The sequence below is a fragment of the Companilactobacillus mindensis DSM 14500 genome, assembly GCF_001434275.1.
GTDB lineage: Bacteria > Bacillota > Bacilli > Lactobacillales > Lactobacillaceae > Companilactobacillus > Companilactobacillus mindensis.
The window spans coordinates 1-12197 of record NZ_AZEZ01000045.1; the positions used below are offsets into that span (position 1 = coordinate 1).

At 38.1% G+C, this 12197-nt stretch carries 10 protein-coding genes; 5 read left to right on the top strand and 5 right to left on the bottom strand.

Features of this window, described 5'->3' with window-relative positions:
* Positions 1-259 precede the first annotated feature (259 nt).
* The 3 genes from FD29_RS04825 to FD29_RS04835 all read right to left on the bottom strand — a co-directional run bounded on the left by FD29_RS04825 (position 260) and on the right by FD29_RS04835 (position 3008).
* A complete protein-coding gene (locus tag FD29_RS04825) occupies positions 260-907 on the bottom strand; it encodes a nitroreductase family protein (RefSeq protein ID WP_057887830.1) in 648 nt (215 codons plus the stop codon).
* A 114-nt stretch (positions 908-1021) separates the two neighbouring features.
* Positions 1022-1447, bottom strand: coding sequence for a MarR family winged helix-turn-helix transcriptional regulator (locus tag FD29_RS04830; protein ID WP_057887831.1), 426 nt, complete (start codon positions 1445-1447; stop codon positions 1022-1024).
* 145 nt (positions 1448-1592) lie between these two features.
* The gene (locus FD29_RS04835; protein WP_057887832.1) at positions 1593-3008 is read right to left on the bottom strand and encodes an NAD-dependent succinate-semialdehyde dehydrogenase; all 1416 of its coding nucleotides are present in this window, start codon (positions 3006-3008) and stop codon (positions 1593-1595) included.
* A 208-nt stretch (positions 3009-3216) separates the two neighbouring features.
* Between FD29_RS04835 and FD29_RS04840 the strand changes: the two genes are divergently transcribed.
* A complete protein-coding gene (locus FD29_RS04840) occupies positions 3217-4155 on the top strand; it encodes an AEC family transporter (protein WP_057887833.1) in 939 nt (312 codons plus the stop codon).
* A 580-nt stretch (positions 4156-4735) separates the two neighbouring features.
* Here the strand turns inward: FD29_RS04840 and FD29_RS04845 are convergent.
* On the bottom strand, positions 4736-5902 hold the full coding sequence (locus FD29_RS04845) for a MalY/PatB family protein (RefSeq protein WP_057887834.1): 1167 nt from the start codon (positions 5900-5902) through the stop codon (positions 4736-4738).
* Positions 5903-6080: 178 nt separating this feature from the next.
* Between FD29_RS04845 and FD29_RS04850 the strand changes: the two genes are divergently transcribed.
* Positions 6081-7472 (top strand): amino acid permease, encoded by a 1392-nt coding sequence (locus FD29_RS04850; RefSeq protein WP_057887835.1) that lies wholly within the window; start codon positions 6081-6083, stop codon positions 7470-7472.
* A 115-nt stretch (positions 7473-7587) separates the two neighbouring features.
* Here FD29_RS04850 and guaB read toward each other — a convergent pair whose 3' ends face one another.
* Positions 7588-9066 carry an IMP dehydrogenase gene (gene guaB / locus FD29_RS04855; protein WP_057887836.1) on the bottom strand — a complete coding sequence of 493 codons (1479 nt, stop codon included), beginning with the start codon at positions 9064-9066 and terminating at the stop codon, positions 7588-7590.
* Between the two features lie 630 nt (positions 9067-9696).
* On the opposite strand from guaB, the gene FD29_RS04860 reads away from it, so the two are divergent.
* The 3 genes from FD29_RS04860 to FD29_RS04870 all read left to right on the top strand — a co-directional run bounded on the left by FD29_RS04860 (position 9697) and on the right by FD29_RS04870 (position 12146).
* Positions 9697-10008 (top strand): nucleoside triphosphate pyrophosphohydrolase, encoded by a 312-nt coding sequence (locus tag FD29_RS04860; protein WP_057887837.1) that lies wholly within the window; start codon positions 9697-9699, stop codon positions 10006-10008.
* A 102-nt stretch (positions 10009-10110) separates the two neighbouring features.
* The gene (locus tag FD29_RS04865; protein ID WP_057887838.1) at positions 10111-10482 is read left to right on the top strand and encodes a DUF1304 domain-containing protein; all 372 of its coding nucleotides are present in this window, start codon (positions 10111-10113) and stop codon (positions 10480-10482) included.
* Positions 10483-10532: 50 nt separating this feature from the next.
* Positions 10533-12146 (top strand): polysaccharide biosynthesis protein, encoded by a 1614-nt coding sequence (locus FD29_RS04870; RefSeq protein WP_057887839.1) that lies wholly within the window; start codon positions 10533-10535, stop codon positions 12144-12146.
* The last annotated feature ends 51 nt before the right edge of the window (positions 12147-12197 follow it).

A 12197-nucleotide genomic window follows, 5' to 3' on the forward strand; every position in this document is an offset into this window, starting at 1 on the left:
CGGCTCACAGTGGACTTTCGCCACCAAGTTAGCGCCCATGCCGGGCGCACTACTAATAGGCCATCCAAAAACTGGATGGCCTATTTTTAATATACTTTTTTTTAATATCTCATTATTAGCATTTAAAACCCCAATACTAACAATGTAAAACAACTAAAAAATTATTTAGTCTGGAATGAGATTCTGGTGGACTCTCATGGAAGACGGCAGTGACCAACCAAATTCAAATATTTCGAATCAGAAATCCTTTTTTATCATTTTACATAAAATCAGTAACATCGTTAACGTTATAACGAACTGATTTAGTATAAGTTCCTTCTGGTTTACCAATAGCGACAGCAGTTACTGGAATATAACGCTTGCTATCCAAACCAAAGGCAGCAACTACTTTATCAAAATAGTAGCCTGACATTGGGTTAGCTTCGTAGCCATGAGCTCTAGCAATCAATAGTAATTGCATGGCAACCATTGATCCATCAATTGTGGCATCCTTTTCTAGGAAGTTACGGTCGGCGTGTTCATACAGTGGCAAGAATGTATTGAAAATTTTGTCACGTTCTTCAGCAGTGATTTGACCGTTTTCACAAGCTTTGTTCCAGACATCACGATACTTCAAATGTGATTGAGTATCACCGAAGACAAAAATAACAGCTGAACTACTGTCGGTTTGTGGGTAATTGAATGGCATCATAACTGAATGAGCCTTTGCCTTACCTTCAGCGTCATCGCAAACTACAAAGTGCCATGATTGTAAGTTGCAAGCTGATGGGGCTGTGATAGCCTCTTCTAGCATCTCAGAGAACTCTTCACGAGGGATCTTCACATCGCTTTGAAATTTACGATACGAGTGACGATTTAACATAATATCTTTAAAATCATTGTTTACTAAATTCTTTGTTTCATCCATAAGAACATCTCCTATAAAATAACCAATTAATTTAATTTTGATTCATTGACATGTCAATCATTGACACGTCAACAATAACATTAAAGTTACATCTTGTAAATATCTTCACAAGGATTATTTGAGCTTTAAATCACCTAATCGACCTAATAATTCTGACAACAATTCGATCTCATTCGGAGTAAATGTCGCATTGAAAAGTTTCAACATCTCTTTGTCTTCAGGAGTTTGCCCACAATTAGCAACCTTTTCTTTGGCAAAATCTGTCAACTCAACTACTACTTCACGGTTATTTTCTGGATTACGAACCCGCGTTACATAGCCGTTACCTTCAAGATCTTTTAGGTGTCTAGAGATCGCCGAACCATTGATTTGTAAAGACTTCTGTATTTCAGTCTGTGTCTTTTTACCGTTACGGTTCAAGTACAATAAAATCACATATCTCGTTAGATTAAGATCAGTCTGAGCCTTAAACAATTCTGTAACGTTCAAATCAGATATTTTTAATTGATATAAAACATTGATCAATTCATCAATTTTCATTCTGGCACCTTCTTTTCAATGTAATGCAGCTTCTTATGGAATATTATACATCATAATTATTAATGTTTTCACAAGCGAATAAATAACTTAATTCAAAATACCCTCTGATTCTTAACGCAGAATCAGAGGGTATTTTATATTAATGTTATTTAAAAACTGCCAAGCCACCAGCAGGATTATTCCAATCTGGTTCTTGAGCGGTAACGATTAGTTTTTCATTTGTGAAAGCCGTTAGTCCTAAGGCACTCATTTCACGTCCATAACCGGAACCTTTGATGCCACCAAATGGCAATTCTGGCAATGATACTAAGAATGAATTTACAAAGACCATACCTGTTTCAATCTTTTCAGCCACAGCCTTACCATGTTGAGGGTCCTTTGAAACAACGATGCCACCAAGGCCCAATTCTGAATCATTTGCCAAATCAATGGCTTCTTGATCTGAGCTTACTTTGAATACTTGGGCTACTGGTCCAAACATTTCATCATAGAATTCAGGATTATCTTTAGAAATATCGGTCAAAATTGTTGGTTGTAAGAATTGACCAGGAAGGTCGATTGGTTGATTGCCGTAGTAAACTTTAGCACCACCAGCAACTGCCTTGTCGATCTGTCCTTGAAGCTTGCTCTTAGCACGGGCAGAATTCATTGGAGCAAGGGTCGTCTTAGGATCCATAGGATCACCAGGTACTAATTTTTCAAAACTAGCTTTCAATTTCTTCAAGAACTCATCATACAAATTATCGGCTACGATGAAACGCTTATCAGAAGTACATACTTGTCCGGCATTGTAAATTCTAACTCGCCAAGCCAAGTCGACAGCTTTGTCGATATCAGCATCTGACAAAACGACGAAAGCATCAGAACCACCTAGTTCCATTGAATTCTTCTTGAGATTTTTACCAGCATTTTCAGCAACTGATTGACCACCACGTTTAGAACCGGTCAAAGCAACGCCTTGTACACGTGGATCAGCAATGATATCAGCAACTTGGTCGTAACTAGCAAATAAGTTAGTCAAACTGCCGGCTGGTGCTCCAGCTTCTTCAACGATTTTTTCAAAAGCAGCCGCTGAACCGGGAGTATTTGAAGCATGTTTCAAAATCATTGGATTTCCAACCATGAAATTAGGTGCGAAGACACGCATGATTTGATAGTAAGGGAAATTCCAAGGTTCAACCATCATCAAAACTCCGGTTGCTTGGTGATAGATTTCTGCATCACCAGTATTGCGACTAGAGATTGGTGTTGGTTTCAAAAGGTCAGCCCCATTGTCGTCATAATAATCAGCGATAATAGCACACAATTCAACTTCACCTTTGGATTCGGATAGCAATTTACCCATATCAATGGTTGCAATCTTTGCCAATTCGTCTTCATGTTCACGCAAGAGATCAGCAATCGTGTGCAAAATAATCCCACGATCAGCAACTGGTTCGTTACGCCACTTCTTATAAAGTGCCTGTCCAGTACTCAAAGCACTTTCAATTTCATCAGCCGTAGCATTAGGATATTCTTTTACAAGTTCATTATTATAAGGATTTACCGTTTTATAGGCCATATTCGTTCCTCCTAAATTATACAAAAAACATTTAATTTCAAACTTACATATTTATTGTAAAACAAATGTGAACGATTACAAGAATTTGAACCTATCCTATTGAATATTTGGTCCGTACCTTTTAAAGACAACTTACTTAAAAACTTTTAATTGTATTAAAAAAAAGTGTACCATTAAGCATATATATTTATGAAAGGGTGTTTTTCATATGGGTGTTTTCTTCTCGAGTATTCAAGGAATCCTAATCATCATCGGCTTGATTGCCGTTGGTTACGGTTTAAGTTATTTGGGCTGGTTTTCAGAAAGCTCCACACGTCTGATTGCAAAAATCGTTACCCAAGTAGCTTTACCTACTTACATGATCTCTACAATTACTAAAGACTTTACGGCTGCCAAATTGATCAAGTTATTACCAGATTTGGCAATTCCAGTTATTTCAATGACGATCTTGATTTTTGTTTCCATCATCTTGATCAAAGTCCTAAAAATCGATCCCAAACATAAGGGACTCTTCTCATCGATGTTCTTCAATTCCAACACCGTCTTTGTTGGTTTGCCAGTCAATATGGCGCTCTTCGGGGAAAAAAGTTTACCTTACGTATTGGTTTATTACATGGCTAATACTACCTTCTTCTGGACTTTGGGAACGTATCTGATTCAAATGGATGGTGAGATCAAAGGACACTTCAAGCTCAAAACAACGCTGAAAAAAGTCTTTTCACCACCTCTACTAGGATTTATCATCGGTTTGATCCTAGTCATGTTCCACATTCATCTACCAAACTTCTTGATGTCTGATTTCGAATATTTAGGCAACTTAACGATTCCTCTATCAATGATTTTCATTGGTATTTCAATCTTCAATGCCGGTTTAAGCAACATCAGTCTCAAAAAAGACAATTTGGCTATTTTATTCGGTCGTTTCATCTGTGCCCCACTATTGATGGCTGGTTTGTTCTTATTTATTCCTGCTACGCCACTGATGAGACAAGTCTTTATCGTGCAAGCTGCTATGCCAGTTATGACCAATGCGCCGGTAGTTGCCAAACTTTATCACGCCGATTCTGACTATGCCGCAATTATGGTTACCGAAACTACCTTACTCAGTTTGATCGTGGTCCCTATTATTATGGTATTGATCAAATAAGTAACAGTTGAAGTAGTTGAAAAATGCCGCCTTCCGATCAAAAGCTGATTGGGCTGGAACGTAGTGAGAGACTTTTCGCCAATTTAAAAATTGTCTTCAAGCTCGGCAGTAATCTAAGCCAGCAAGGTACGCTGACTAAGATTAAACCACTACTGAGCCCATCAGCTTTTGCTCTCCAGGCTAGGGTTTTCGTTGTTTAGTTGGTATATATAGTATTTAAGTAAAGTTATTATCTATATAAATATAGTTTTAAATATAAGAAGGCCGTAATTCCTAAATTAATTAAGAATTACGGCCTTCTTTTATATAATTCGAACTTTTAATGATAAATAATTACTACTTTGATATTTAATTAAATTGCCTATATTAATATTTCAACCCCCAAAATCCTTAAACCCTCTAGTCTGGAATGGAATTCTGGTGGATGCTAAGCCGTGGTAGTCTCTTAGCTGGCGTACCCTGCCAGGTTAGAGACAGACAAGCTTCAAAACAGTTCGTAGAACTGGTTCGAAGTTGCTCTCACAGCGTTCCAGCGTCCACCAGAATTTCATGGAAGACGGCAGTGAACTAACACCACAACTTATCTTTGAAGAAACTTAGAAACACCTTTTTTAAGCCGATGAGCACCATCTTCAACATTCGTCTTAGGCGTTGCCAAGTTCAAACGTAAGAACTTATTGCCATTGCCTTTATACTTCGTACCTTCAGCCAAGTACAAACCAGTTTCATCACGCAAGAATTGGTTGAATTTAGCCGAATCATCAGTCAACTTAGAACAGTCGATCCAAGCTAAATAAGTTGCTTGAGCTGGTAAAACATTCAATTCAGGAATATTTTTCTTAACAAAATCTTCCAAATACGTACGATTGATCTGAATGTATTCCCGCAGTTCATGGAGCCACTCGTGCCCTTTGGTGTAGGCTGCAATCGACGCATCTATTGCCAAAACGCCTGGTTCATTGGAACCATCGATTGCAACTGCTCGACTAGCTTTTTCACGAAGATCTTTATTGGGAATAATCATCGTTGATGCGTGTAGAACGGCTAGATTAAAGGTTTTGCTTGGTGACACTAAAGAAATGCTATTGTTTGTTATTTGGGGATCCAATGATGCAAATGGCACATAATCATAACCAGGCATCGTTATATCGCCGTGGATCTCATCGGAAATAATCAAAACATCATTTTCCAAAGCCAATTTGCCAATTCGAGTCAAGGTTTCTGAATCCCAGATTATTCCGGTCGGATTGTGTGGATTACAAATAATCATGGCTGTCGTTTGTGGGTCAGATAGCTTGTTTTCTGAGTCTTTCCAATCAATATTGTACTTACCGTAACTGTAATTCAATTCGCTATTTACGATATTGTGACCATTATTGACGATGGTTTTATAGAAGAAATTATAATTAGGTTCTTGCAACAAGACATTATCGCCAACATCGGTCAAATGGCGCAAAATCGAACCTATTGAAGGCATAACGCCAGTGCTAAAAACTAGCCAATCAATTTTAGGCTCAAAGTTGTGCTCTTTTTTGTACCAACTGGCAACGGCTTGATAATAGCGGTCAGGGACATATTGATAGCCAAAAATACCACGATCGACATCGTTATGCATCGCATCAATTACTTCAGGTACAGTTTGAATATCCATATCTGCTACCCACATTGGCAATTCATGATCCAAAACGTCCCATTTGACGGAATTAGTGTTGCGGCGATTATTTATTTTATTAAAGTCATACTTCATTCGGTTCACCCCTTAAAATTACCTTAGATTCAAGGTAATTATCACTAATTTTGTCAACTACTGTCAACAGCGAACCTTTTATAATTAGATATATCTTAATTTTATTAAAATAATAACTGTGATTTCAGCTTTTAAAATGTCATAATTAACCTACACCAAAATAGGAAGTGCTTGATAAATGCTATCGTTTTTCAGAAAAAAAGATATCGTAAATGATCTATTACATGAACAAACCAGTCTCAAACGTTCTTTAACCGCCAAAGACCTAGTAATTATGGGCGTCGGCGTTATTGTCGGTTCTGGTATTTTCATCACTCCAGGAATCATTGCTGCAAATTATGCTGGTCCCGGAGTCGTTTTGACTTACTTGTTAGCAGCTTTAGTCTGTATCGGAGCGGCCTTTTGTTACTCTGAGTTTTCATCGACAATTCCGTTAGCCGGAAGTGCCTACACTTATTCTTATTCCGTTTATGGTGAAATTATTGCTTGGATCGTTGGTTGGTCGCTTATTTCTGAATATCTCTTTGCGGCTTCGTCTACTGCAGTCAGTTGGTCAGCTTATTTCCGAAATCTACTAGCTGGCTTTGGAATCCACCTTCCAGCTTATCTTCAATCGGCTGCCGGTACTGCTGGCAATCCTGATGGCCGTTTTGACATTGTGGCCTTTTTCATCGTACTGATTGCCACGACCTTATTGTTACAAGGCATGACTGAATCGATGAAAGTAAATACTATCATGGTTTACATTAAAATTTTCGTTATTCTGCTCTTCGTGGCCGTAACAGTCTTTTACGTCAAACCAAAAAACTACAATCCCTTCTTACCTTTCGGAGTAGGTGGAATTGGTCGCGGCGCTGCTGTGGCTTTTTACGCTTTCTTAGGATTCGATACGGTTTCATCAGCTAGTGAGGAAGTTAAAAATCCTAAGCGAAACATGCCGATCGGTATCATCGCTTCACTTTTGATCGTAGCTATTTTGTACAGTTTGGTTTCCTTAGTATTAGTCGGAGCCGTCAATTATAAAAAACTCAACGTCGCTGACCCTGTCTCCCACGCTTTGAACTTGCTTAATCTCAATTGGATCTCAGGTATCGTTTCATTAGGTGCCATCATGGGTATGACGACCGTTTTATTAGTTGTCATTTATGGTGGAACACGTCTGATCTTCTCCTTGAGCCGTGATGGCCTATTGCCTAAACGTTTCAAGTCATTGAATAAACAAGGCGTCCCTATCAGCAGTACTTTCTTAGTCGGTTTAGTTGCCGCCACAGTCGCTGCCGTTATTCCGATTGAAAAAATTACCGAATTAGTCAATATCGGTACGCTTTTGGCTTTTTCAGTCACATCGATCGGCGTAATCTTCTTACGTCACAGTAAAAATACGCAAGATTTGAAACCGGCCTTCCGGGTGCCATTTTATCCGGTATTTCCACTTATTTCCTTCTTGGCCTGCATCTATTTGATGACCCAACTACAATCATTCACTTGGAAAATGTATGCCATTTGGACCGCTTTGGGACTGTTGATCTACTTTGGTTACAGTTACCGTCACAATAATGAAAAAGACTAATCCGTTTTTGGATTAGTCTTTTTATTCAACGTAATTGAAAGTTATCTTAACAAAGAAACCGTTCAACAATCAACAATGACTGTTAGAACGGCTTTTTCATTAATTTATTAATCTATTATTTTACTGAGTAATTAGGAGCTTCTTTAGTAATAGTAACATCATGTGGATGTGATTCTCTCAAACCAGCATTTGAGATTTGAACGAATTGTGCGTCTTGGAGTTCTTTCAAGTTGTGAGCACCAACGTAACCCATACCTGAACGTAAACCACCAAGTAGTTGATAAATTACATCGCCAACGGCACCTTTAGCAGCGACACGACCTTCAATACCTTCGGGAACAAGTTTGTTTGCTTCATTAACGCCACTTTGGAAGTAACGATCTGATGAACCGTGTGACATAGCGGCTAAACTACCCATTCCACGGTAAGTCTTGAAACGACGGCCTTGATAAATTTCGAACTCACCAGGAGCTTCATCAGTACCAGCCAACATTGAACCAAGCATAACGGCGTTACCACCACCAGCTAAGGCTTTAACGATATCACCAGAATACTTGATACCACCATCGGCAATAATTGTCTTGCCATATTCATGAGCAACGCTAGCTGCATCATAAACGGCTGTCAATTGAGGAACACCGACGCCGGCAACGATTCTAGTTGTACAAATTGAACCAGGTCCGATACCAACTTTAACGACATCGACACCAGCATCGTAAAGGGCACGTGTACCTTCAGCAGTAGCGACGTTACCAGCAATCAAAGTAGCATCTGGGAACTTATCTCTGATTTGGGAGATCTTACGTAGAACACCGGCTGAGTGACCGTGAGCTGTATCGATGATGATTGCATCTGCTCCGGCTTTCAATAGTGCTTCAGCACGTTCAAATGTATCGCTAGTAACACCAACGGCAGCGGCAACTAACAAGCGACCATACTTATCTTTGGCAGCATTAGGAAATTCTTTGACTTTTTCAATATCTTTGATTGTAACTAATCCACCAAGACGACCGTCATCTTCAATCAAAGGTAATTTTTCAATTCTGTGTTCTTGGAGAATACTTTCAGCTTCTTTTAAAGATGTACCAACTGGGGCTGTGATCAATTCTTCACTGGTCATAACTGAACCAATTTCAACTGAATAGTCAGTAATGAAACGTAAATCTCTGTTAGTAATAATTCCAACGAGTTTTAGGTCATTAGTATTGTTGACGATCGGTACGCCACTAATACGGTAAGTACTCATTAGCTTTTCTGCTTCACTAACTTTATCGTCAGCTGTTAAGTAAATGGGATCGATGATAACGCCATTTTCAGAACGCTTAACTTTTGAAACCTCGTCAGCTTGTTGTTCAACGGACATATTCTTGTGAATAACACCTAATCCACCTTGACGAGCCATTGCGATGGCCATTGGTGCTTCGGTAACGGTATCCATACTTGCACTCAAAATTGGAGTGTTTAACTTGATATTCTTTGCTAGTTGAACCGATAAATCTACTTCATTTGGTAAAACGTGACTCTCTGCTGGTATTAATAAAACATCATCAAATGTGAATCCCTTTTTATCAAATTTTGTATCCCATGCCGACATGATATTCCTCCTAAGTATTTGTTTTCATCCATTAGTGGATAAAATTTATAAACATGATAGCTGTTTTTTTTCTGATAGTCAATCAAAGTTTGTGAAATAAAAAAGACTTACCGTCATAACGATAAGCCATTTAATACATTTGTATTGCTAAAACTTTATAATTCCATAAATTTTGTTTTTTTAAATAAAAATCAAAGCTGCGTTTCCGCAAGCACAATCGATACCTAATAATATTATCTTTTTTAGAAATATATTCATTGACCCGATAAAGGCTTTCGTGATGATATCGTTTCAAATATTCGGCAGTCTTGCTATCGACTGACAATCTATGAATCTTTTGGGTACTACTCAAGGTCCGGTTGCAGGCCGAATACATCCGATTACGAATAACATCATTTAACATTAAAAAAATGATTATTATTAATATAATCCCTATCAGTATTCCACCATAAATTTCTGCAATTGCTACTTGTGAATTATCCATAATCTCAACACTTTTTATAATTTATTTAAATAAACATTATCACGGTATTATTATCCTTATCAAATAAGATGCTTACTAGATATAATTTGGTAGTTTTTTATCTTCATGGTAAGATTTCCTTACAAATGTTTTAGGGGGAAATTATTATGAGAAAATTGGTTCGGGACAAAATACCCGATATCGTTTCTGATGCTGCCCAATTTGAAGTACTATCAAATGAAGATTACCGAGTGGCACTTCGTCAAAAAATAACTGAAGAAGCTCAAGAGGTCAAAAACGCTGATACACGGGCTAGTTTGGTTGAAGAACTCGGCGATCTGGAAGAAGTCATCCGTGCTATTTTGGAAGATGCATCCATTAATTATGAAGAAATGGACAGTCTCCGTCAGGCAAAAATCAATCAAAAAGGTAAATTCGTGCAAAAATTTGTTATGATAAAAAATGATGAAGAATCGTAATTTTAGTTATGATTCTTCTTTTTTATCCGCAAAATACAATTTGTACAACAATTCAAAACAGTTTAATATGGTACTTATACTTTTAATAGAAAGAAGATTACAATGCAAATCTTAACCTTATTTATTGTGGCATTGGTTGCAATCGAACACGTCGGTATCGCCGGTCTTGAGATGTTTGCCAAACCAGAGGTCCAAGCTAATGCTTTCGACATGCCCGTTAATTTTGTAAAAACTAAAGAAGCTCAAACTGCCCTTGCTAACCAAGGAATCTACAACGGTATGTTTGGCATTTTAATTATGTCAATGGTCTTATTCTTCACCGGTTCAACTTTAAAAATAATCCTTATTTTAATGATGCTTTACATTATTGTTGTGGCTGTTTACGGTGCCTTTACCGCTACTAAGAAGATCCTTTATCTTCAAGGATTGCCAGCCTTGATTGCAATGATTTTTGTAATTATTTTCTATAACTAGGTTAATATCTTCTATAAGATAAGTAATTTTTACTAAGAATGGAAAACAATATGAAAAAAGATTCATTACTTAAAAGTTCCCTGTGGATTTCCGTCAGTGGGATTATTTCCCGAATTCTAGCCGTCGTTTACATTATTCCCTGGAATATCTGGATTGGTCCGGTTGCCGTTTATGCAGCCAATTCCATGTACGGTAAGGTCTACAATATTTACAATTTATTTCTGATCATTGCCACAGCTGGTATTCCTTCCGCTATTTCTAAAGAAGTTGCCGCTCACAATGCTTTGGGGCGGTTTGATCAAAGTGAGAAACTCTTCAAAAAGTACACGATTTATATGACTTTAGTCGGTGTCGTCTGTGCTGCCGTTATGTTCTTCGGGGCTAAATATGTGGCTATCGTCTTAGCTGCCGGCGATATGCGGGTCGTAACGCCAATCAAATACTTGAGTATTGCGATGCTGATCATTCCTGCTTTGGGAATTTTGCGTGGTTATATTCAAGGTTACGCCTTCATTTCCTACTCAGCTTTTTCACAGGTTATTGAACAAATTGCCCGAGTTGCTTACATGCTTTATGCAACTTATACCATCATGGTTTTACAAAAGGGTAATTACGTTTCAGCGGTTAACCAATCGACACTAGCTTCATTTATCGGTGCCACTTTGGCTTATATCTTCCTTTTGTGGATCAGAGTTCGTGTCCGCCGTTCGGTTACGGTTGAGGACGTCAAACAAACAGCTACGGTTCCTGACGAAGAAGTAGCCGATATCAACTTCGGCTCAATGCTACGTTCAGCCATTCCATTCCTGTTAGTTGATACGATCATGACTGTTTTACAGCTATTCGATCAGACGACCTTTACATGGATCTATCAACTGATCCTACACGCCAGCCAACATACGATCGATAATTTATATGCGATGTTTGGTTTCCAAGCTAACAAGATCATTATGGTATTGGTTTCCTTGGCTATTTCCGTTTCGGCTTCCGTTATTCCGGCACTTTCCGCTATGGTCAGTCGTAAAGTTTCCGATGACGAAGTTCAAAACTTCATGCGTAAAATCGTTCAATTCACAATCTTTATCATCTTACCAGCTACTTTCGGTGTAATTGCTATCAGCCGTCAATTATGGACTGCCTTTGTTTTCTACAACCAAAGTATCTTAGGGGCTAAAGTTTTAATTGTATCTTGTTTCGAAGCTTTCTTCTATTGTGTCTTCATGATTTTGGAAAACGTCTTACAAGTTACGCATCACATGAAAAAATCGATGATTTACTTAGCGATTGCTTACTTACTAAAAATCGTATTACAACTCCCAATGACGCTTCTACTGGGCGTTTATGGACCAGTCGTTGCTACAACGATTTCCTTTATAATCATGGGACACTTCGCCTTCCGCTTGATCAACAAGCAGTTCCACATCATCGATAAAAAATTGGCCAAGAGTTTATTACGTATTCTTGCTGATGGTTTGATCATGTTGATTGTCGTCGTTATCGCTAACTTCTTGCTCGTTCAAGTTATTTCTGACGCTACTAAAGTTGGTGCTATTATCGTTATTGCCATCTGTGGTATTATCGGGATCGCTGTTTATGGATTCCTCAGTTACAAAGATGGTTCATTGAAGATTTTGAAAGATATTCGTGATACTAAGATTTATTAAACAACCTAAGATTAGTTCTAAGTAAAGATTAAACTCTTTACTTAGAACTTT

Coding starts and splice junctions, on each gene's coding strand:
- FD29_RS04825 (WP_057887830.1), bottom strand. CDS start 907: ATGGATGAAACAAAGAATTTAGTAAACAATGATTTTAAAGATATTATG.
- FD29_RS04830 (WP_057887831.1), bottom strand. CDS start 1,447: ATGAAAATTGATGAATTGATCAATGTTTTATATCAATTAAAAATATCT.
- FD29_RS04835 (WP_057887832.1), bottom strand. CDS start 3,008: ATGGCCTATAAAACGGTAAATCCTTATAATAATGAACTTGTAAAAGAA.
- FD29_RS04840 (WP_057887833.1), top strand. CDS start 3,217: ATGGGTGTTTTCTTCTCGAGTATTCAAGGAATCCTAATCATCATCGGC.
- FD29_RS04845 (WP_057887834.1), bottom strand. CDS start 5,902: ATGAAGTATGACTTTAATAAAATAAATAATCGCCGCAACACTAATTCC.
- FD29_RS04850 (WP_057887835.1), top strand. CDS start 6,081: ATGCTATCGTTTTTCAGAAAAAAAGATATCGTAAATGATCTATTACAT.
- guaB (WP_057887836.1), bottom strand. CDS start 9,066: ATGTCGGCATGGGATACAAAATTTGATAAAAAGGGATTCACATTTGAT.
- FD29_RS04860 (WP_057887837.1), top strand. CDS start 9,697: ATGAGAAAATTGGTTCGGGACAAAATACCCGATATCGTTTCTGATGCT.
- FD29_RS04865 (WP_057887838.1), top strand. CDS start 10,111: ATGCAAATCTTAACCTTATTTATTGTGGCATTGGTTGCAATCGAACAC.
- FD29_RS04870 (WP_057887839.1), top strand. CDS start 10,533: ATGAAAAAAGATTCATTACTTAAAAGTTCCCTGTGGATTTCCGTCAGT.